Source organism: Bradyrhizobium septentrionale (assembly GCF_011516645.4).
In the GTDB taxonomy this organism is placed as follows: Bacteria; Pseudomonadota; Alphaproteobacteria; order Rhizobiales; family Xanthobacteraceae; genus Bradyrhizobium; species Bradyrhizobium septentrionale.
This window is the reverse complement of record NZ_CP088285.1, coordinates 7,216,123-7,237,661: the sequence shown is the minus strand read 5'-3', so window position 1 is coordinate 7,237,661 and position 21,539 is coordinate 7,216,123. Positions and strand designations below refer to the sequence as shown.

19 protein-coding genes are annotated in these 21,539 nt (G+C 64.1%); 10 read left to right on the top strand and 9 right to left on the bottom strand.

What is annotated here, in order from left to right; genetic code table 11:
- Positions 1-626 precede the first annotated feature (626 nt).
- Together rnd and HAP48_RS36145 are read left to right on the top strand one after the other, a co-directional pair.
- A complete protein-coding gene (gene rnd, locus HAP48_RS36150; RefSeq protein WP_166204555.1) occupies positions 627-1,775 on the top strand; it encodes a ribonuclease D in 1,149 nt (382 codons plus the stop codon).
- 464 nt (positions 1,776-2,239) lie between these two features.
- On the top strand, positions 2,240-2,443 hold the full coding sequence (locus tag HAP48_RS36145) for a cold-shock protein (protein WP_021079877.1): 204 nt from the start codon (positions 2,240-2,242) through the stop codon (positions 2,441-2,443).
- Positions 2,444-2,523: 80 nt separating this feature from the next.
- On the opposite strand, the gene purN is transcribed toward HAP48_RS36145, so the two are convergent.
- Both purN and purM read right to left on the bottom strand, forming a co-directional pair.
- Positions 2,524-3,174 (bottom strand): phosphoribosylglycinamide formyltransferase, encoded by a 651-nt coding sequence (gene purN / locus HAP48_RS36140; protein ID WP_166204554.1) that lies wholly within the window; start codon positions 3,172-3,174, stop codon positions 2,524-2,526.
- Complete coding sequence (purM, locus tag HAP48_RS36135; RefSeq protein ID WP_166204553.1) at positions 3,171-4,244, bottom strand: phosphoribosylformylglycinamidine cyclo-ligase; 1,074 nt, start codon at positions 4,242-4,244, stop codon at positions 3,171-3,173. Before purM ends, purN begins: the two co-directional genes overlap by 4 nt.
- A gap of 160 nt (positions 4,245-4,404) precedes the next feature.
- Here purM and HAP48_RS36130 point away from each other — a divergent pair, with 160 nt between their 5' ends.
- The 4 genes from HAP48_RS36130 (at position 4,405) to ppx (ending at position 9,571) form a co-directional block, all read left to right on the top strand.
- Positions 4,405-4,947 (top strand): CDP-alcohol phosphatidyltransferase family protein, encoded by a 543-nt coding sequence (locus HAP48_RS36130; protein WP_166204552.1) that lies wholly within the window; start codon positions 4,405-4,407, stop codon positions 4,945-4,947.
- A gap of 94 nt (positions 4,948-5,041) precedes the next feature.
- Entirely contained in the window at positions 5,042-5,719 is a 678-nt protein-coding gene (locus HAP48_RS36125; protein WP_166204551.1) for a P-loop NTPase family protein, read from the top strand.
- A gap of 132 nt (positions 5,720-5,851) precedes the next feature.
- A complete protein-coding gene (locus tag HAP48_RS36120) occupies positions 5,852-8,056 on the top strand; it encodes an RNA degradosome polyphosphate kinase (protein WP_166204550.1) in 2,205 nt (734 codons plus the stop codon).
- Between the two features lie 12 nt (positions 8,057-8,068).
- The gene (gene ppx / locus HAP48_RS36115) at positions 8,069-9,571 is read left to right on the top strand and encodes an exopolyphosphatase (protein WP_166204549.1); all 1,503 of its coding nucleotides are present in this window, start codon (positions 8,069-8,071) and stop codon (positions 9,569-9,571) included.
- Here ppx and HAP48_RS36110 read toward each other — a convergent pair.
- From HAP48_RS36110 to ndk, 3 genes are all read right to left on the bottom strand, one after another.
- The gene (locus HAP48_RS36110; RefSeq protein ID WP_224496751.1) at positions 9,519-11,363 is read right to left on the bottom strand and encodes a B12-binding domain-containing radical SAM protein; all 1,845 of its coding nucleotides are present in this window, start codon (positions 11,361-11,363) and stop codon (positions 9,519-9,521) included. The genes ppx and HAP48_RS36110 overlap by 53 nt on opposite strands.
- 476 nt (positions 11,364-11,839) lie before the next feature.
- Positions 11,840-12,679: a TerC family protein gene (locus tag HAP48_RS36105; protein WP_166204548.1), complete on the bottom strand. Its 840-nt coding sequence runs from the start codon at positions 12,677-12,679 to the stop codon at positions 11,840-11,842.
- A 111-nt stretch (positions 12,680-12,790) separates the two neighbouring features.
- A complete protein-coding gene (gene ndk, locus HAP48_RS36100; protein WP_166204547.1) occupies positions 12,791-13,213 on the bottom strand; it encodes a nucleoside-diphosphate kinase in 423 nt (140 codons plus the stop codon).
- A 344-nt stretch (positions 13,214-13,557) separates the two neighbouring features.
- Between ndk and HAP48_RS36095 the strand changes: the two genes are divergently transcribed.
- Positions 13,558-13,821, top strand: coding sequence for a sulfur globule protein precursor (locus HAP48_RS36095; protein WP_166204546.1), 264 nt, complete (start codon positions 13,558-13,560; stop codon positions 13,819-13,821).
- Positions 13,822-13,979: 158 nt separating this feature from the next.
- Here HAP48_RS36095 and HAP48_RS36090 read toward each other — a convergent pair whose 3' ends face one another.
- A complete protein-coding gene (locus HAP48_RS36090) occupies positions 13,980-14,345 on the bottom strand; it encodes a hypothetical protein (RefSeq protein ID WP_166204545.1) in 366 nt (121 codons plus the stop codon).
- Between HAP48_RS36090 and HAP48_RS36085 the strand changes: the two genes are divergently transcribed.
- Positions 14,332-16,194, top strand: coding sequence for an ABC-F family ATP-binding cassette domain-containing protein (locus HAP48_RS36085; RefSeq protein WP_166204544.1), 1,863 nt, complete (start codon positions 14,332-14,334; stop codon positions 16,192-16,194). The genes HAP48_RS36090 and HAP48_RS36085 overlap by 14 nt on opposite strands.
- A 69-nt stretch (positions 16,195-16,263) precedes the next feature.
- Here HAP48_RS36085 and HAP48_RS36080 read toward each other — a convergent pair whose 3' ends face one another.
- From HAP48_RS36080 to HAP48_RS36070, 3 genes are all read right to left on the bottom strand, one after another.
- Positions 16,264-16,824: a hypothetical protein gene (locus HAP48_RS36080; protein ID WP_166204543.1), complete on the bottom strand. Its 561-nt coding sequence runs from the start codon at positions 16,822-16,824 to the stop codon at positions 16,264-16,266.
- Positions 16,825-16,939: 115 nt separating this feature from the next.
- Entirely contained in the window at positions 16,940-17,392 is a 453-nt protein-coding gene (locus tag HAP48_RS36075; protein WP_166204542.1) for a DNA polymerase III subunit chi, read from the bottom strand.
- Positions 17,393-17,407: 15 nt separating this feature from the next.
- On the bottom strand, positions 17,408-18,907 hold the full coding sequence (locus tag HAP48_RS36070; protein WP_166204541.1) for a leucyl aminopeptidase: 1,500 nt from the start codon (positions 18,905-18,907) through the stop codon (positions 17,408-17,410).
- 358 nt (positions 18,908-19,265) lie between these two features.
- Between HAP48_RS36070 and lptF the strand changes: the two genes are divergently transcribed.
- Together lptF and lptG are read left to right on the top strand one after the other, a co-directional pair.
- On the top strand, positions 19,266-20,432 hold the full coding sequence (gene lptF / locus HAP48_RS36065) for an LPS export ABC transporter permease LptF (protein WP_166204540.1): 1,167 nt from the start codon (positions 19,266-19,268) through the stop codon (positions 20,430-20,432).
- Positions 20,429-21,526, top strand: coding sequence for an LPS export ABC transporter permease LptG (lptG, locus tag HAP48_RS36060; protein ID WP_166204539.1), 1,098 nt, complete (start codon positions 20,429-20,431; stop codon positions 21,524-21,526). Before lptF ends, lptG begins: the two co-directional genes overlap by 4 nt.
- Positions 21,527-21,539: the final 13 nt, after the last annotated feature.

Genomic DNA, 21,539 nt, shown 5'->3' with positions numbered 1-21,539 from the left:
TTCCGGTTACACCTGTGGTCCTACCCCCGAGCTTTCTACCCATTGCTCGGGGCCCATGGGTGCGATCGGCACCCGGCTTTCCCTGCGCCCTCTGTTCAAGAGGAGGGTGAAACGAGATGCAAAACTCGAACAATTCATGTCGCGAGAACGCGAGGCTGTATCCTCAGTTCGACTGTCATCGCCCGCGAAAGCGGGCGATCCAGTACGCCGCGGCTTCTCGATTCAAGCACAACCGCCTCTGGAATACTGGATCGCCCGGCCAAGCCGGGCGATGACACTGAACAAGCTGTTTGACAGGTGGAATCAAGAACTATCCTCATCGTCGTCCTGGCCTAGTGCGCAATTGCGCACGGGAGCCAGGACCCATTACCCCGAATGCCAATTGCCAAAAGAGGCCCGGGCAGCGATCCCATTCCTCATCAAATTCGGCCGTTATGGGTCCTGGCTTTGGCCAGGACGACAGACGAATCCGCGGCGCGACCAGGCCGAAAACGCCCCCGAATCACGCCCAATCAATCCAGAAATGCCCTGTCCCTCACCCTGTGCAGGGCCAAAATCCCAGCAAGACCCTTGACATAGCTGCCCTTTCGGCAGAACGCGTGGGGTCAAGCCGTCATGGACTGTTCATGGATCTGATTAGCACGACCCCCGACCTCGCCGCCGCCTGCGACCGGCTCGCTCAACACAAGGTCATCACCGTCGACACCGAGTTCCTGCGGGAGACGACCTACTATCCGCTGCTCTGCGTCGTGCAGATGGCGAGCGCGGATGAAGCCGTCGTGGTCGACGCACTGGCGCCCGGCATCGACCTCAAGCCGTTCTTCGATCTGATGTCGAACGAGGCCGTGCTGAAGGTATTTCATGCCGCGCGGCAGGACATCGAAATCGTCTGGCATCTCTCCGGCACCATCCCGCATCCGATCTTCGACACCCAGGTCGCCGCCATGGTGCTCGGCTATGGCGACAGCATCGCCTATGACCAGCTGGTCGACCGCGTCACCGGCCACCGTCCCGACAAGACCCATCGCTTCACCGACTGGTCGCGCCGCCCGCTGAGCGAGGAGCAGCTGCATTACGCGGTCTCCGACGTCACCCATCTGCGCGAAGTGTTCGCCGCGCTCGACGCCGATCTCAGGAAGCGCGACCGCAGCGACTGGGTCAGCGAGGAGATGGAGGTCCTGACCTCGCCGAAGACCTACGACTTCCATCCCGAGCGCGCCTGGGAGCGGCTCAAGACCCGCGTCCGCAAGCCGCGCGAGCTCGCGGTGCTGATCGAGGTCGCGGCGTGGCGCGAGCAGGAGGCGCAGAGCCGCGACGTGCCGCGCTCGCGCGTGCTCAAGGACGATGCGGTCGGCGATATCGCCACCCATGCGCCGACCTCGCTCGACAAGCTCGGCAATCTGCGTTCGCTGCCGAAGGGCTTTGAGCGCTCGAAATGGGGCGCCGACATCATTGCTGCCGTGCAGCGCGGGCTCGCCCGCGACCAGGCGTCGCTCCCCAAGCTGGAAAAGCCGCGCAACAACTCCAATGGTGCGGCGACCGTCGAGCTGCTGAAGGTGCTGCTGCGCATGACCTCGGAACGCCACGGCGTCGCCAGCAAGGTGATCGCCACCGTCGACGATCTCGAGCAGATCGCGGCCGACGATCAGGCCGAGGTCGGCGCCCTGCACGGCTGGCGGCGCGAATTGTTCGGCGAGGCCGCGCTCAAGCTCAAGCACGGCCAGCTCGCGCTCGCGATCGACAAGGGCCGCGTGGTGCGGGTGGATCGGGGTTAGAGCGTTTTCAAGCGAAGTGGGCACCGGTTCGCGTGAAGAAAACGCGTCAAGACAAGATCTGAAGCCCCGTTCCGATTCCATCGGAACGGGGCTTCAGCTCACGTCGGGTCGGAGCCCTCTGCTGCGCGCGAAGCGGCAGCGCCCCGCACTGTCGGCCAGTGGCCGAATGCGCCATGGCGGCCTCCGCCGACCACAGGCTCCGGTTGCGTCACGCGAAACTACCGCGGCGAGCTGGCTTGCTAAGGCGCAATTTTCGTGTTGCAATCGCTTCACAATCGGATTGCGGCCGTTCGACTGTGCGTTTCGCGACGTTGATATCCAAGGCTTCGAGAGGCGAAACTTCGGACTTGAAGACTTTGGATCTGAAGACCCCCGAATTGAACAGACATCGGAAAGCCCGCTTGTGGCGTGGCACGTGGAAAACGTGGCCGCGTCTTTTTTATGTCTAGACTGGGAGAGAGACGATGCCGAAGGGTACCGTCAAATGGTTCAACCCGACCAAAGGATACGGGTTCATCAAGCCGGCCGTCGGCGACAAGGATGTGTTCGTCCACATCTCGGCGGTCGAGCGTGCCGGGCTAAGCACACTCAACGAGAACCAGACCGTCGAATACGAGCTGGTGGAGAACCGCGGCAAGGCGTCGGCAGAGAACCTCAAGGTTCACTGAACGTCGCTGTCGGCGGATTTCATCCTGATGCCTCCCCCGGCCGCATCACCCCGGGGGATTACCCTCGGCGCGAGCGTGCCCTAGCTCTGCGGCGCGATCAGCGTGCTGTCGGTCGCCGCGCTGCCCTGCGTCGTGCAGCGCTCGCCTTCGAGCTTGAGCCGGCCGGACGCCAGGAGCCGCAGCGCCTCCGGATAGATGCGATGCTCTATACCGATCACGCGTGCGGCGAGCGTCTCGGGCGTGTCGTCGTCAGCTACCGTGACCGCGCCCTGCATCACGATCGGACCGGCATCGGTCTCCGGGATCACGAGATGCACCGTCGCTCCCGACAGCTTGACGCCTGCGCGCAGGGCCTGGCCGTGCGGATCGAGGCCGGGGAAACACGGCAGCAACGACGGATGGATGTTGAGCATCCGGCCGTACCAGTGCCGGGCGAATTCGGCGGTGAACAGCCGCATGAAGCCGCCGAGGCAGATCAGCTCGACCTGCCTGTCGTCGAGCGCTTTCTGCAGCACCGCCTCGAAGCCGGCGCGATCCTTGCCGAACGGCTTGCTCTCGATGACGATGGTCGGAATGTCGCTCGCGGCCGCCTTCTCGAGCCCGCCAGCGTCGGCGCGGTTGGAGATCACGGCCACGATCTCGGCCGGAAAATCCGCAGCTTTCGCAGCCTCGATCAGCGCGGCCATGTTGGAGCCGCGGCCGGAGATCAGGATGGCGACGCGGCGCTTCATCGCGAGAGATCGAGATGACCGTTATAGACCACGCGATGCTCGCCTTTGGCCTCGATCACCTCGCCGAGCAGCGTCACGGTCTCGCCGCCGGCGGTGAAGGCCTCGGTCACCGCGTCGACCGCGTCCGGCTTGACGATCGCGATCATGCCGATGCCGCAGTTGAAGGTGCGCAGCAGCTCGAGCTCGGCGATGCCGCCCTGCACGGCCAGCCATTTGAACACCGGCAGCACCGGCAGCCGCGCCAGATCGATGCCGACGCCGAGATGCTTCGGCAGCACGCGCGGAATGTTGTCGGTGAAGCCGCCGCCGGTGATGTGGGCGAGCCCCTTCACCGCGCCGGTCTCGCGGATCGCGCGCAGGCAGGACTTCACATAGAGCTTGGTCGGCGTCAGCAGCGCTGCGCCGAGCGTCATGACCGGCGCGAACGGCGCCGGCGCCTCATAGGCAACGCCGGATTGCTCGACGATCTTGCGCACCAGCGAATAGCCGTTGGAGTGCACGCCCGAGGAGGCAAGGCCGATCACGGCGTCGCCCGCGGCCATATCGGCCGTCGGCAGCAGGGTGCCGCGCTCGGCCGCGCCGACCGCAAAGCCGCCGAGGTCGTAATCGCCGTCCTTGTAGAGGCCGGGCATCTCGGCGGTCTCGCCGCCGATCAGCGCGCAGCCGGATTCGCGGCAGCCCTCGGCGATCCCCGCGACGATCTGTGCGGTGGCCTCCGGGTGGAGCTTGCCACAGGCGAAATAGTCGAGGAAGAACAGCGGTTCCGCACCCTGCACGACGAGGTCGTTGACCGACATCGCGACCAGGTCGATTCCGATGCCGCTATGGATGCCGGTCTCGATCGCGATCTTCAGCTTGGTGCCGACGCCGTCGGTCGCAGCCACCAGGACCGGGTCCTTGAAGCCGGCGGCCTTGAGGTCGAACAGCCCGCCGAAGCCGCCGATCTCGGCGTCCGCGCCCGGCCGCGCGGTGGCCCGCACCATCGGCTTGATCAGATCGACCAGACGATTGCCGGCGTCGATATCGACACCCGAATCCGCGTAAGTGAGCCCGTTTTTGCGCTCGGTCATGCCCAATTCCAGATGATCAGGGGCTGGTTACGAGGAATTCCGCCCCCGCGCAATGGCTCGCGGCAATGCTGCTGCGATACTATGTAGATAACATCCGGCCAGTGCGCAAAAGAGCCGGATATCGAGTAGAATCAGGCTTCTAGCCGGGAAGCGACTCAAGTTGAACATTCCGAATATCATTACCCTCGGCCGCATCATCCTGGTGCCGGTGATCGTCTGGGCCATCGTGTCCAGCCAGATGGAGATCGCGTTCGCGATCTTCGTGATCGCCGGCGTCTCGGACGCAGTCGACGGTTTCCTCGCCAAGCGCTTCAACATGACGAGCGAGCTCGGCGCCCTGCTCGACCCGCTCGCCGACAAGGCACTGCTGGTGTCGATCTATGTCGCGCTCGGGATCTGGGGCGCGGTGCCGCGCTGGATCGTGATTCTGGTGGTGTCGCGCGACATCATGATCGTCTCCGCCGTGATTGTGTCATGGTTGTTCGACAAGCCGGTCGAGATGAAGCCGCTGATGGTGTCGAAGCTCAACACGGTGGCGCAGGTCGCGTTCGCGGCGTTGGTGCTGGCCTCGCTCGGCTTCGGCTTCCAGCCGTACCCTTACGACCTGATCCTGATGGGTCTCGTCACGATCTTTACTTTGGGTTCGGTGTCCCTCTATCTCGTGGAGTGGGTGCGGCACATGAGCACGATCGAAGCTCGGTAGGCATGATCCCGAAACGTGGAAGCCGGTTTTCCCGCGACAAGCGCGAAGCGTTTGCGCAGAGATCATGCTAAAATAAAGCAGTTTGGAGACTTGCGTGGCCGGTAGCGTTCAACCTCGTCAATTGGCCTTGGCCCTGCCGCACGAGGAGAAACTGACCCGCGACGATTTCCTCGAGGGGCCCGCCAATGAAGCAGCGCTGGCGCTGATCGATGGCTGGCCCGACTGGCCGAACCGAATCATGCTGCTGGTGGGCCCGGACGGCTCCGGCAAAAGCCACCTCGCCGCGATCTGGGCCGAGAGCGCGGGCGCCCGCGCGACCGCGGCGCATGCGCTGACCGCCGAAACCGTGCCGACGGCGCTTGCGACCGGCGCGCTGGTGGTCGAGGACCTGAGGCCGTCGGATTTCGACGAGCGCGCGATGTTCCATCTGATGAATCTCGCGCGCCAGGACGATGCCTTCGTGCTGATCACGGCGCGCATTCCGCCGTCGGCGTTCGAGATCGAATTGCGCGACCTGCGGTCCCGGCTTCGCGCGGTGCCGACGGTGACGCTGCTGCCGCCCGACGACCAGCTGTTCCGCGGCCTCATCGTGAAATTCTGCGCCGATCGCCAGATGAGCGTGGATGAGCCGCTGGTCAGCTACCTCTGCAACCGGATCGAGCGCTCCTATACCGCCGTCCGGCAGGCGGTCGAGCTCCTGGACACCGAGGCACTGCGGCTCGGCCGACCCGTCACACGGGCGCTGGCGGCGGAGCTGTTGCGCGATGCCTGAGCTGTCCCGCGGCTTGACGGCGCAGGCCGGCGGAACATCAATGTCATCGAAACGTCATCGCAATATCACATGGTCTGTGCGGCCCTCGGCTACACCGCTCCGGCTCCCTGCCCCGAATTGGACCAGCACTTGATGGACTCGGCACAAGCTACTGAAATCAAAGAAAAAGAGGCGGAGCTGCCCGCCGTCCCCGCGATCGCATCCAGCCCCGAGCGATTCATCAACCGGGAGCTCTCCTGGCTGCACTTCAACCGCCGGGTGCTCGAGGAATCGGTCAATACCGGCCATCCCGTGCTGGAGCGGGTCCGCTTCCTGTCGATTTCGGCGAATAACCTTGACGAGTTCTTCATGGTCCGCGTCGCCGGCATCAAGGCGCAGGTCCGCGAGGGCATTGCCGAGCGCAGCCCGGACGGCCTGCTGCCGGCCGAGCAGCTGGTGATGATCAACAAGACCGTGTCGCAGCTCGCCTCCGACCAGCAGGCGATCTGGAGCGATCTGCGGGATATCCTGTCCAAGGTCGGCATCCAGCTGGTCGACGGCCGCGACGTCACCAAGTCCGAACGCACCTGGATCGAGGATCACTTCCTCCACAACATCTTCCCGCTGCTGACGCCGCTGGCGATCGACCCGGCGCATCCCTTCCCGTTCATCCCGAACCTCGGCTTCACGGTGGCGCTGCAATTGTCGCGGATCTCCGACGGCAAGGCGATGAACGCGTTGATCCGCATGCCCGGCAAGATCGACCGCTTCATCCGCCTTCCCTCCACGAAGGAAAGCGGTCCGGCGCGGCTGATCACACTCGAGCAGGCCACCGGTCTGTTCATCGGCCGCCTGTTCCCCGGCTACACCGTCAAGGGCCAGGGCGCGTTTCGCATCATCAGGGACTCCGAACTGGAAATCGAGGAAGAAGCCGAGGACCTCGTTCGCCTGTTCGAGACGGCGCTGAAGCGCCGCCGGCGCGGATCGGTGATCCGGCTCGAGATCGAAGCCAAGATGCCCGACGAGCTGCGCAGCTTCGTGCAGCACGCCTTGTCGGCAGCGAACGATGAAGTGATCCTGGTCGATGGCGTGCTCGCGATGAACGAGCCGTCGCAGCTTACCCGCCTCGATCGCCCCGACCTCGAATTCCCGCCCTACGTGCCGCGCCATCCCGAACGGGTGCGCGACCATGGCGGCGATATCTTCGCCGCTATCCGGCAGAAGGACCTCGTGGTCCATCACCCCTACGAATCCTTCGACGTCGTCGTGCAGTTCCTGCAGCAAGCGGCGCGTGATCCTGACGTGGTCGCGATCAAGCAGACGCTCTACCGTACCTCGAACAATTCGCCGATCGTGCGCGCGCTGGCGGATGCCGCCGAGGCCGGCAAATCGGTGACCGCGCTGATCGAATTGAAGGCGCGCTTCGACGAGGAGGCCAATATCCGCTGGGCCCGCGATCTCGAGCGCGCCGGCGTGCAGGTGGTCTACGGCTTCATCGAACTGAAGACGCACGCCAAGCTGTCGATGGTGGTGCGCCGCGAGGGCGGCAATCTCACGACCTATGTGCACACCGGCACCGGCAACTATCATCCGGTCACCGCGCGCATCTACACTGACGTCTCCTACTTCACGTCGGACCCGATCATCGGCCGCGACGCCGCGCGGGTGTTCAACTACATCACCGGCTATGCCGAGCCGAGCGACATCGAGAAGATGGCGGTGTCGCCGCTGACGCTGCGCAAGCGGATCATCGAGCACATCCACGGCGAGATCGCCCACGTCAAACATGGCCGGCCCGGCGCGATCTGGATGAAGATGAACGCGCTGGTCGATCCCGACATCATCGACGCGCTGTACGAGGCCTCGCAGGCCGGCGTCTCGATCGAGCTCGTGGTGCGCGGCATCTGCTGCCTACGGCCGGGGCTGCCGGGATTGTCGGAGAATATTCGCGTCAAATCGGTGATCGGCCGGTTCCTGGAACACGGCCGGATCTATTGCTTCGGCATGGGTCAGGGCCTGCCGAGCACAAAAGCTGCTGTGTATATCTCGTCCGCCGACATGATGCCGAGGAACCTCGACCGCCGCGTCGAGGTTCTCTGTCCGCTGCAAAATCCCACGGTGCATCAGCAGGTTCTCGAACAGATCATGGTCGCGAACCTGAAGGACACCGAGCAGAGCTGGCAATTGTTGCCGGACGGGTCGTCAACGCGTATGAAGGCCGCGAAAGGCGAAGAGCCGTTCAACCTGCATGACTACTTCATGACAAATCCGAGTCTGTCCGGCCGTGGTAAGTCTCTCAAGGAATCTTCACCGCGCCGGCTCACGCGTCGCAACGAGCGTCAGCAGCCATCGTCTTAAGGGGGCCTTCCTGTGAAGCGGCCGCGGAAGCGCGCTTCCAGCGTCGCTGTGATCGATATCGGCTCGAACTCGGTTCGTCTCGTGGTCTACGAGGCGATGGCGCGCAGCCTCGTCACGATCTTCAACGAGAAGGCGCTGTGCGGGCTCGGACGCGAGGTGCAGAGCACCGGCCTGCTCGCGACCGATGCGGTCAACAAGGCGCTCACCGCGCTGCGCCGCTTTCGCGCGCTGTGCAGGATCCAGCAGGTCGGCCGCGTCTACGCGATCGCGACCGCGGCCTGCCGCGACGCCAAGAACGGTCCCGACTTCATCGCCAAGGCCGAGCGCATCTGCGGCGCCAAGATCGAGATTCTCTCCGGACCGCGTGAAGCGAAACTGTCCGCGCTCGGCGTCGTGTCGGGCGTGCACAATCCGAACGGCATCGTCGGCGATCTCGGCGGCGGCTCGCTCGAACTGATCGACGTCAAGGGCAACCGCGTGCGCAGCGGCGTGACGCTGCCGCTCGGCAGCCTTGCGCTGCAGGACCTCTCGGACAAATCGATCAAGCGCGCCGAACGCATCGTCAAGAACGAGCTGCTCGGCGTCGCCCAGCTCAAGACCGGGCGCGGCCGCACCTTCTACGCAGTCGGCGGCACCTGGCGTGCGCTGGCGCGTATTCACATCATCCAGAGCGGCTATCCGCTCAAGGTGATGCACGGCTACTCGATCCTGGCGGCCGACGCGCTCGACTTCGCACAGCGGCTGCGGCGGCTGGCAGCGACCAACATGCTGGCCAACATCGAGTCGGTCGCCGATGCCCGGCGGCCCCTGCTAGCTTACGCCGCGCTCGTGCTCGAATACATCATCCGCGTCGCCCAGCCGAAGACCATCGTGTTCTCGACCTTCGGCGTGCGCGAGGGCCTGCTCTACGAGATGCTGCCGCAGGCCGAGCGCGCCAAGGACGGGCTGGTCTGCGCCGCGCAGAACCTCAACGAATTGCTGTCGCGCTCGGCCCGCCACGCTCAGGAGCTGACGGCGTGGACCGACCGGCTGGTGCGCGTCGTCAGGCTGCGCGAGACCGAGGAAGACCGCAGGCTGCGTCACGTCGCCTGCCTGCTCTCCGACATCGGCTGGCGGGTGCACCCCGATCATCGCGGCGAGGAAACTCTCAGCCTGATCATGAACGGCAATTTCGGCTCGATCACCCATCAGGGACGCGCCTTCGTCGCGCTCTCGGTGTTCTATCGCTACGCCGGCCTCAGCGAGGAAAACGAACCGCCGGCGCAGATCCGCGCGCTGGTGACGCCGGCGATGGACGAGCGCGCGCGTGTGCTCGGCGCCGCGTTCCGCGTCGCGCATCTAATCACCGCGGCGCGCACCGGCGTGCTGCCGGCAACCCATTTCCGCACGCAAGGCCGCAAGCTGATGCTGGTGTTCGAGCACCGGATGGTGGATCTGGTCGCCGACCGTGTCGGCAGCCGCTTCAAGCAATTGGCGCGGCTGGTCGGGCGCGCCGGCTCGATCGTGCGGCGCTAACCCTGGGCCTTGCATCAAGCGACTTGGGGCCCGTCAGTCCGGCGATTTTCTTGAAATGAGCGACCGCAGCGCGGGCGCCCGCCGTCTTGGTGAGAAGGTCGAGCGTCTCATCGCCGTCGTCGCTGACCGGCGTGAGCGCGCGGTCAAGATAGTTGCCGGCCCCCGGGGTGTAGGCGATGACCGTTTTCCAAATCAACAACCGTCCGATCGCCACGGTGAGGACGCTGTGCTTCACGAGCGTCTCGCAACCAAAGCGTAGCCAGAACAGCCAGGGGTTCTCGCGCGGCAAGCCTGGTCGCCGCTCGGACGGATGCTTGAGGCGGAAAATCCCACCCTGAAGGGGATGTACCTTTTCGAGGCGATCCGTCGTCGAAAAAGTGAGTAGGTACTTTGCGAGATTGCCGATCGGAACGCCGGTGGCCGCGGCGCGTCGCAGCAGAACCTTCATGTGCTTGGGCGTATAATAGAGCTGCCAGGCCTCGTGATAGATGTCCTGCCACTCTTGCTTGCTCATCTTGGGATGGGCCGTACAGACGTGTTCGACATCGTAGCTGTTGAGGTCCGCTTCCATGGCTGTGCCGTTCTTCCAGAGCGTCTGGTGATCTTCAGAGCCGGGCAGCGGCGTCAGACAAAAGAACTCGAGAAGGTCGATCGGCAGTTCTTCCTGGATGATGGCGATGTCGCGTTTGATTGTCTCCGGCGTGTCGGCTGGAAAGCCCAGGATATAGCCCGCGATGGTCAAGATGCCCTGCTCCTTCCAGGCCAGCAGCATCTTTCGATACTCGGTGATCTTGTTCTGCCGCTTCTTTGCTAGCGCCAGGTTGTCGGGGTTGATGTTTTCAAGTCCAATGAAGACCTTTGTTACTCCGGCGCGTTTTGCCTTTTCCATGAAGTTGGGGATCTTGTGACATAACGTGTCGACCTGGATCATCAGGCCGAGCGGGATGCCGTCCTTTTCGCGGAGCTGGATGAGGCGATCGAAGGTCGATTCCCACTCTTTGTTGCGCGCAAAGTTATCGTCGGTGATGAAGAATTTTCGAATGCCCTGGGCCCAGTTGAGGCGCACGATGTGCTCCACATCGTCTGCCGATCGGTAGCGCGATTTGCGGCCTTGCACGTTGATAATGGTACAAAACGAGCACTGGTAGGGGCAGCCGCGGCCGGCATCGAAACTGGCGCTGGAGCCAAGCGTCCGTTCGATGTATCGCTTCGGGAGGAACGGCACCGGCACGCCGTCCATGCCCGGCAACTCTTTCATGTGGTTGTAGAGCGGCGCGAGGCGTCCCGCGGCTACGTCGGCAATGACGGATTCGAGACGCCCTTCGGCTTCACCCGCGAATATGGCGACGCCCATCTCCCGGCAAGCGTCGAGTTCCACGGCGCGGCCATCCAGCATCGACAGGCAACCCGAGACATGAAAGCCACCGATGGCGACCGCAATCCCGGCTGCCCGGAACGAACGGGCGATGTCGAGGGCGCGCGGATATTGGTTCGATTGAACGCCGATCAGGGCCACGCATCCGAAACCGCCGTGACTCCTGAAGCGCCTCAAGAGCCCCGGGATGTCGATGCGCGTATTGGTCTCGTCGATGGCTTCAATATCAAAATCGACATCGGGCCCGAGTACCCGGCGTTCGGCGCAATCCGCCGCAATGCCATACACGGCCGCCAGCGAATTCGACGGCGTCATGGCGCGCCACCAGCGGATTACGTATCCGTCATCATCGTAGTGAGACGGCTTGACCAGGATGAGCTGAAAGCGTCGCCTCGCCGCTATATCGGAATGCAGCACTCACTGTCTCCTGATTGGCGCAGTGCTGAAAATAAACACCGCGGCGGCTCATCTGCTGAAATCCACATCAGCAGCGGCGCCCGGCATTCGGTGCCTACTGATCAGTGCTTTCAGCTTTCATTTCGCCCTGCAGCCTAACCGATTAGTGTGAATTCGGATGGATCGAGATGCCCGTCGCGGTTGCGATCGGTTAGGGTAAAAAGCCGTGCAAGGTAACTCTTCCACTCATCGCAGGTGTGGATGACGTTATGATTGGCGGCCCAGATGTCGGGTCATCTTTTGATAACGGTGGGCCGCGGGCGTCGCCACGCGCCCGGGGAACCGACTGTGCAGAAGCATAGGATGCGGTTCGGACGGAATTAAGGGCAGATCCGATATCAGTGATGTGCCGTTACAAATCAGGAATCACCCAGCGGCCTTGTACCGGGCGACGTCGAGGACCGGACCAAGCGATCGCTCGAGGGCCTCGCGCGCCCTCACGCCGCCTTGGCGGCGCGCTTGGCCTTCCGGACCGCGTGGCGGCGCCAGAACGATCCCGCGACCAGCACCACGACGATGCCGAGCACCGCGAGCGTGATCTCGCCGCCGTTGCCGCCATGGCCGAATTGCGGCGACATCCCGATTGCGGCCAGCCAGGAATCGAGCTTGGCGCCGAGCGATCCGGCGAACAGCGCATCCAGCTTCGGATGCACCGCCGGATCGGTCGCGATGACGTCGCCCGCGATCCAGCCGAGCAGCGCGGCACCGGCCCAGACCAGGACCGGCAGCTTGTTGAGCAGCGCCATGATCAGCGCCGCACCGGCCACGATCAGGGGAACGCTGATCGCAAGTCCGAGCACCAGCAGCGGCACGCTGCCATTGGCGGCGGCGGCCACCGCGATCACATTGTCGAGGCTCATCACGATGTCGGCGACGACAACGATCTGAACCGCGGCCCACAGATGCGAGGCCGCATGCACGCTGTCCTCGTCCTCCTGCTCCGGCACCAAAAGCTTGGCGGCGATCACGATCAGCGCCAGTCCGCCGACCAGCTTCAGGAATGGCAGCTCCATCAGGCTGGCGACGATGCCGGTGAAGATGACGCGCAGCAGCACCGCCGCGGCGGCGCCGAGAATCATGCCCCACAGCCGCTGGCGCGGCGCGAGCCCGCGGCAGGCGAGCGCGATCACGAGCGCGTTGTCGCCCGACAGCAGGACGTTGATCCAGATGATCTTGCCGACGGCGACCCAGAAGGTCGGCGTCGCCATCTCGTTCTTGAACTGGGTGAAGAACGCGCCGATGTACGCGGGATCAAAGATCTGCCACAGCCAGTCCACAGCGCGTCCTATTCGGCCTTGCGGCCGCCCCTGGCGGCGGTCGTCCGCCGCTCCCCGGTTTAGTTCGACACGGTCCCGTCAGGGGACCGTGCCACCTTCAGTTAGACGGCGTTAGCCGACGATCTCGTTGCCGGCGAAGAACTGCGCGATCTCGATCACCGCGGTCTCCGGCGCATCCGAACCATGCACCGAATTCTCGCCGATCGACTTCGCATAGAGCTTGCGGATGGTGCCCTCGGCGGCCTTCGACGGATCGGTCGCGCCCATCACGTCGCGATATTTCAGGATGGCGCCCTCGCCTTCCAGCACCTGAACCACCACCGGACCCGAGGTCATGAAGTCGACCAGTTCGCCGAAGAACGGGCGCGCCTTGTGAACGGCGTAGAAGGTCTCGGCCTGGCCGCGGGTCATGCTGATGCGCTTTTGCGCCACGACCCGCAGGCCCGCCTTCTCGATCACCGCATTGACCGCGCCGGTCAGATTGCGCTCGGTGGCGTCGGGCTTGATGATCGAAAAGGTGCGTTCAATCGCCATGATTTCGTCCTTGTAAACGGTGGCTGGGAGTTGCCGGGGCTTATATCGGCGCGATGGGGTAACGGCAAGCGACCCTGTGACGCGTTAGCCTTTAGTTTTGACGCATTTTCACAACGAAAACCGTCATCTGGGCGGTCCCCGGACGGATGCAGGTTCGGCCGACTTACCGCGATTTCACCTAGGTGAACCCATTCTGTCAGCGTCGTGCCGCTGTCGTTCAGCTCACCCCGCCTAGGCTCTCCATCGATCGGACGCCTTGCCGGCCCACCGCAAGCCTCACAGGACGTCTCGGGAAACGATGTCACCGCGGGCGCGTCACGCGCCCATAGCTCGAGGAGACGATCATGTTACGCAAAATTTCGCTTGCCGCAGTCGCCGCGATTTCGCTCGGTGCCGCGGCGCTCGCCCCAACCTCCGCCTCGGCCTGGGGTGGTGGGCATGGCGGCTGGCACGGTGGATGGCATCACGGCTGGTGGGGTGGCCCGCGCGTCGTCGTCGGAGGTCCCGCCTACTACGGCGGTTACGGCTACGGTGGCGGCTGCTATGTCCGCCGCGTGGTGCCGACGCCCTGGGGACCGCGCTGGCGCCTGGTGAACCGCTGCTACTGATCTGGCTGACTTCCCCTATGCTCCCCTGACTTGCCTCGCCCCGGCCCTGCGCCGGGGCTTTTTTTCATGTCTACGGGAACCTGCACCCCTGTGACGCTCCGCACGACTTCCAGGCGTGAGCAAGGCTGGACGGAAACCAAATTCGGGGTCGCGACTTGTTATGACGAGAATTGACTCGACCATGCGAGGTGGAACTCGCCGAAAGATATGCCATGACAATGAGCCAGATCGAGAACGATCCAGATCAGATCGATCACAAGACCTGCCGTTACATCTGCGATGCCGTGGGTGAACGACTTCAACAGAATATCCGGCCGGAGCCGGCGCTTTCGTCCCGCCTGCAGCGATTGCTCGACGAGATGCGTCGACGGGAAAGCGATCAGCATTAGATGTTGCGGGCTGTCCAGCAGCCCAGTTGCGCTTTTCCAACAGCTCCCCCAAGAGACTTTACGAAGAGATTTTACGAACAGATGGGTTGCGTTTGGCAGCGGGTCCGGTGACAACGGCCCCATGCTCTCCATCACTGACATCTCGGTCCGGATTGCCGGACGGCTGTTGATTGATCACAGTTCTGTGCAGATTGTGCCCGGTGCACGGGTCGGATTTGTCGGCCGCAACGGCGTCGGCAAGTCGACGCTGTTTCATGCCATCCGTGGTGACCTTCCGGTCGAGAGCGGCAGCATCGCGCTGCCGCCGCGCTGGCGGATCGGCAGCCTCGCGCAGGAAGCGCCCGACGGCCCCGAAAGCCTGATCAATGTCGTGCTGAAGGCCGATCTCGAACGCGACGCGCTGCTGCGCGAGGCGGAGACTGCGCACGATCCGCATCGGATTGCCGATATCCAGACCCGGCTGGTCGACATCGACGCCCATTCGGCTCCCGCCCGTGCCGCGGCGATCCTCTCGGGCCTCGGCTTCTCGACATCAGACCAGGCACGGCCATGCGCGGAATTTTCCGGCGGCTGGCGCATGCGCGTGGCGCTGGCGGCGACGCTGTTCTCCGCGCCCGATCTGCTGCTGCTGGACGAACCGACCAACTATCTCGATCTCGAAGGCACGTTGTGGCTGGAGAACCACCTCGCCACCTATCCGCGCACCGTGATCGTGATCAGCCACGACCGCGATCTGCTGGACACCTCGGTCGATCAGATCCTGCACCTCGATCGCGGCAAGCTGACGCTCTACAAGGGCACCTATTCCTCGTTCGAGGAACAGCGCGCCTCACGCGAATTGCTCGACGCCAAGCACGCCAAGCGGCAGGCCGACGAGCGCAAGCGCCTGCAGGATTTCGTCGACCGCTTCAAGGCCAAGGCCTCCAAGGCGCGGCAGGCGCAGTCGCGCGTCAAGATGCTGGAGCGGATGAAGCCGATCACCGCGCTGGTGACCCAGGATGTTCGCGAGATCTCGTTTCCGGCGCCGGAGAAACTGCTGTCGCCGCCGATCATCGCCGTTGATGACGTCTCGGTCGGCTACGAGCCCGGCAAGCCGGTGCTCAACCGTGTGACGCTACGCGTCGACACCGATGACCGCATCGCGCTGCTCGGCTCCAACGGCAACGGCAAGTCGACGCTGGTCAAGCTGCTGGCGGGCAAGCTCGCGCCGTTCTCGGGGAGAATCACCAAGGCGGACAAGCTGTCGGTCGGCTATTTCGCCCAGCATCAGGTCGACGAGCTCAATCTCGACGGCTCACCCTATGATCACATCCGCAAGCTGATGCCCGAAGCGCCGGAGAGCAAGGTGCGCGGCCGCGTCGGCGCGATCGGTTTCTCCGGCAAGGCCGGCGACACGCTGGTGAGGAGCCTGTCGGGCGGCGAGAAGGCGCGGCTGCTGCTTGGGCTTGCGACGTTCTACGGCCCGAACATGATCATCCTGGACGAGCCGACCAACCATCTCGATATCGACAGCCGCGCCGCGCTGGCGGAGGCGATCAACGACTTCCCCGGCGCCGTGATGATGGTCTCGCACGATCGCTATCTGATCGAGGCCTGCGCCGACCGATTGTGGGTCGTGGCCAATCAGACCGTGACCACCTATGACGGCGATCTCGACGACTACCGACGCATGATCCTGTCGGCCAATGACGGCCGCCCGGCATCACGCGAGCGCGTCAAGGAGCCGGCGAGGCCCGAACGCAACCGCAATGACAAGCGCTCTTCGCCGAGGCAACGGATCGCGCAGGCCGAGGCCGAGATCGAGCGCATCAACGGCATCATTGCCAAGATCGATACCGCGCTGGCGCTGCCCGATATTTTCACGCGCGATCCCAAGCAGGCCGCACAGCTGACCAAGGCGCGTGCCGGCGCGGAAAGCGCATTGCAGCGCGCCGAGGAAGAGTGGCTGGAAGCCAGCGCCGAACTTGACGAGGCCGCGAACTAATCTAGGTTGCGATGAAAGATCCCGGCCGGTTCGGCCGGACTACGGCGCCTGCCGATCCGGCGAACCGCCCTAGCTATGCGCGGTCTTTTTCTTCTTCGGCTTGACTGCCTTCGGCTCCGGCGCAGGATCCGGGCCACGCTCGACCGACGTCAAACGCCCCGAGCTGAACGTATAGATACCGGCGCGCGCGCCGCGCGACCAGGTCACGACGGCGACGCGCTCGCCGCCCGGCCCGCTCGACAAGTTCACGCTGTCCGGGGCGCCGATGCCGCGCACGACGTCGCATTCGGTGTGGCCAAGCGCGACGCTGCCGCCCGACGGCTGCGGCGGCGGTGCCGCGGCAGCACCGTCGGCCAGCGCGTTCGCACCGGCGGCACCGGCCGGCGGCACCATGCCCGGACAGCCTCCGTCAGCGCTGACGAGATCATCGTTGGTCACCGGCTTGTCCGGCGTCAGCGGCGGCGATTCGATCGAGATGTTGCGGATGAACACCCGCCCGGGACGCGAAAACCAGTCCGCGTCGCGCGAAAAAATGTCGGATGCACTCGAGCAGCCGGCAAGACCCGGCGCAAGTACCAGCAAGGCCAGCAGCGACTTCCGACTGAATGTTCCGTCTCGCACGATCGACAAGGCTCCTGACCCCTTTAGCTTAAGGGCTTGTCCGAACATCACTTTGCGGCATGACCGTGACCCGCCCAGGAAACCCCGAAGGAAACCTCGAATTATCATTAATTCGTCGATATCGCTATTGGCGGCGTTGCCAGCGCCCCCGCTCATCGGTCTGCCAATAGGTGACCTCGAAGCCGCGCGCTTTGCAAGCGGTCCAGCTTTCCCTGGCTGAAGCCAGCGCGTCGGGGTCGTCACCGTTGAACACGAGCACCACCCGCTCGTAGCTGTCGCAGTCGGCCGGGAGCGCCGCATTGTCGACCAGGAAGCGGACATTGGCCCGGTTCGGGTTACCCTCCTCGATCGACAGGATAATCGGCTGGTCCTGCGCGTCGGCGACCCGCGAGGTCGCGTGCGGCAGGAATGAATCGTCGCTGTAGGTCCACAAATGCGCGTCGAGCGTCTCGGCGCGCTCCTGCGACGTCGATTGCACGACCACGCGCCAGCCGCGCTCGAGTGACTTCTCGAGCAGCGGCGGCAGCACGCTTTCCAGCGTCATGTTCTGCAGATGGTAGAACAGAACCTCGGTCATGCGGCGGCTGACACTTTATTTCTTGGCCTCATAATACTCGGAGACCAGCCGCTCGAGCAGCCGGACGCCATAACCCGATCCCCAGCTCTGATTGATCTCGGTCTTCGGCGCGCCCATCGCGGTGCCGGCGATGTCGAGATGGGCCCAGGGCGTGCCGTCGACGAAACGCTGCAGGAATTGCGCTGCCGTGATCGAGCCGCCATTGCGCCCGCCGGTGTTCTTCATGTCGGCGAATTGCGAGTCGATCTGCTTGTCGTATTCGGGACCGAGCGGCATGCGCCAGACTTTCTCGCCGGTCTCGATACCGACATTGGCCAGGCGCTCGGCGAGCTCGTCATTGTTGGAGAACATGCCGGCGTGGTCGGTGCCGAGCGCGACCATGATCGCGCCGGTCAGCGTTGCGAGATCGACCATGAATTTCGGCTTGAACTTTTTGGCGACGTACCAGAGCACGTCGGCGAGCACGAGGCGCCCCTCGGCGTCGGTGTTGATGATCTCGATGGTCTGGCCCGACATCGAGGTGACGATGTCGCCGGGACGCTGCGCATTGCCGTCGGGCATGTTCTCGACGAGGCCGATGGCGCCGACCGCGTTGACGCGGGCCTTGCGCGCCGCGAGCGCGTGCATCAGCCCGACCACGCAGGCTGCGCCGCCCATGTCACCCTTCATATCCTCCATGCCGCCGGCCGACTTGATGGAGATGCCGCCGGTGTCGAAGCAGACGCCCTTGCCGACGAACGCGACCGGCGCCTCGCTCTTCTTGCCGCCGTTCCAGCGCATGATCACGGTACGACTTGGCCGCGCCGAGCCCTGCCCAACGCCGAGCAGCGCGCCCATGCCGAGCTTGGTCATCGCCTTGACGTCGAGCACCTCGACACTGACGCCGAGCTTGCGAAGCTGGCTGGCGCGACGCGCGAACTCTTCGGGGTACAGCACGTTCGGCGGCTCGTTGACGAGCTCACGCGCCAGGTTCACGCCGTCGACAATGGGCGCTTCGGGCGCGAAGGCCTTCCTCGCGGCAGCAACATCGTCGACCGCAATCGAGACGTCGGCCCGCACGGCGCCGTCCTCGTGCTTCTTCCTGGTCTTGTAGCGGTCGAACTTGTAGGCGCGCAGGCGGATGCCGGTGGCGATCGCCGCCGCCTGGTCCGCCGCCATCGCGGCATCGGGCAGTTCGGCGAAGACGGTCATCGCAGCGCTGCCAGCGTTGAGCTTGCCGGCCGCCAAACCGCCGAATTTGAGAGAATCCTTCTCCTTGAGGTCGGCCGGCTTGCCAGTGCCGATCACGATCAGCCGCTCGACCTTGATTCCCTCGGGCGCCAGGATGTCGAGCGTTGCCCCGCTCTCGCCCTTGAACTGGTTGGCGGCCGCGGCCCGCTTCACCGTCTCGGCGGCAGCTCCCAGCGCCTTCCGGGTGACGGCTCCCAGCTTCAACTGCTCGTCGCAAAAGACCACCAGGATGCCGCGAGCAGACGCGGAGAATGGGACAAAGCCGACCTTGACGGCGTCGGACATAGGAAAATCCTCCAGAACTCAGGGTGTTGCTCGGACCTGAGGCGGTCCTTCCGGCACGCGGGATGAGCATTGCGATAGCGGTCCGGAATGCCCCGGACCGGGCTTGTGACACACTATGACCTGTCGGCCGCGCCGCTGCCAAGCGCCGGAGTGGCCGGAAGGTCACAAAAGCGAATAATTAACCATAAATTAAGCGTGCCTTGGCTCGGCCATTTTGTTGAGGGATCAAAGGGATGGTAGTCAGAGTGTGAGCCGGACGGGTCCGCGGCTCGACCAAAGGGGAACCCGGGTTGACGGGATTGGTCGAAAGCCGTGCGTTTTGGCGTGCGAAGGGGGTCGTGGGGGTCGTGCGGTAGCAATGGGGTCGATCGACAAGTACATCTTCAAAACGACGCTGGCGTCGTTTGCGCTTGTCCTGGTCAGCCTCACCGGCGTGATCTGGATTACGCAGGCGTTGCGCGGCATCGACCTGATGACGAGCCAGGGTCAGACCATCCTGACCTTCCTCGGCATCACCAGTCTCGTGATTCCGGCCCTGGTCCTGATCATCGCCCCGATCGCGCTGATGATCGCGATCTCCCACACGCTGAACAAGCTCGCGACCGATTCCGAGATCATCGTGATGAACGCGGCGGGCTTCTCGCCGTTCCGGCTGTTCCGGCCGTTCTTCTTTGCCACCTGCGTGGTCGCGGCGCTGGTCGCCTTCATCGGCGCCTATCTCGCTCCCGACGGCATGCGCCGAATCAAGCAGTGGGATGCCGAGATCACTGCCGACGTGCTGACCAACATCCTGCAGCCCGGCCGCTTCGCCCAACTCGACCAAAATCTGACGATTCGCATCCGCGAGCGCCTGCCCGGCGGCGTGCTCGGCGGCGTCTTCGTCGACGACCGCCGCGATCCGCAGCAGCGCGTCACCATCGTTGCCGACCACGGCACCGTGCTGAAGAACGAGAGCGGCTCGTATCTCGTGCTGGAGGACGGCAATCTCGAGCGATTCGAAGTCGGCAAGCGCGATCCGACGCTGGTGGTGTTTCAGCGCTACGCCTTCGACATGTCGAAATTCTCGCAAGGCCGCGACGTCACGCTCGGGATTCGCGAACGTTACCTCTGGGAACTGATGTGGCCGGACGAGAACGATCAGACCTATCAACAGCTGTCGGGCCAGTTCTTCGCCGAGCTGCATGATCGCTTCATGGCGCCGATCTATCCGTTCGCGTTCGCGGCCCTCACCTTTGCCTTCCTCGGTGCGCCGCGCACCACGCGCCAAAGCCGCAATTTCTCGATCGGCGGCTCGGTGTTCGCGGTGTTCGGGCTGCGCATGGTCGGATTCGCCTGCTCCGTCATGGCGGTGAAGTCGCCGCTGGCGGCGCTCGTGCAGTATCTGATGCTGTTCGGTGGCATCGGCATCGGCATCTGGATGATCGTCGGCGGCGTAGTCGTCGAGCCGCCGGCGGCGCTGATGGAAGCGATCAACAGGAGCAACGAGCGCATTGCGCGCCTCTTCCGGAGGCCGGCAACCGCATGAGCATGGTGACAAACACGCTCGGGCGTTATTTCGCAGGCCGCTTCGTCGTCGCGGCGGTGGGCGTGTTCGCGGGCATCTTCGTGCTGCTCGTGCTGGTCGATTACATCGAGATGGTGCGCAAGACGTCGGGCCTCGTCGGAGCCTCCGCGATCACGGTCGCGGAGACCTCGCTGTTTCGCGTGCCGCAACTGCTCGAGAAGCTGATGCCGTTCTGCGTGCTGATCGGCGCGATGACCTGCTATCTCGCCTTGTCGCGACGGCTCGAGCTCGTCGTGGCGCGCGCCGCCGGCGTCTCGGCCTGGCAGTTCATCTCGCCGGCGCTGGTCAGTGCGATCGTGCTCGGCGTCTTCGCGACCACGGCCTACAATCCGGTGTCGGCCAATCTGCGCGAACTTTCTAAACGCATGGAGGCCGAGCTGTTCGGCTCGGCGCCGGGCGGCGGCATCCAGGATGCGGCCGGCTTCTGGCTGAACCAGATCAACGACGAGGGTCAGGCGATCATCAATGCCGCCCGCAGCGAGCAGCAGGGCGTCCGGCTGACCGGCCTCACCGTGTTTCGATTCGATACGGCGCTGCAGTTCAAGGAACGAATCGAAGCCCGCGAAGCGGCGCTCGAAGAAGGGCGCTGGGTGTTCAAGGGCGTACGCAGATACACCCTCGACAAGCCTCCGCAGGACCAGGACACCTTCTACCTGACCACCACCCTTACTCCGGCACAGGTGCGCAACAGTTTCTCCACCCCCGAAACTGTGTCCTTTTGGCAACTGCCGACCTACATCCGTTCGTCGGAGAGTTCGGGGTTCGCGACGGCGGGCTATCGCTTGCAGTATCAAAAGCTCATCGCGCAGCCATTTTTGCTGGCTGCGATGGTGATGTTGGCGGCTTCTGTGAGCCTTCGTTTCTTCCGGATGGGCGGCGTGCAGAAGATGGTTTTGAGTGGCGTGGGCGCAGGCTTTCTGCTCTACGTTCTGTCGAAAGTAACTGAAGATTTGAGCAAGGCTGAGTTGATGCATCCCATCGCTGCGGCGTGGTTGCCTGTCGTTGTGGGTAGCCTCACCGGCTTCTTAGCCTTGCTGTACCAGGAGGACGGGTAGTGGCTACCGTCGC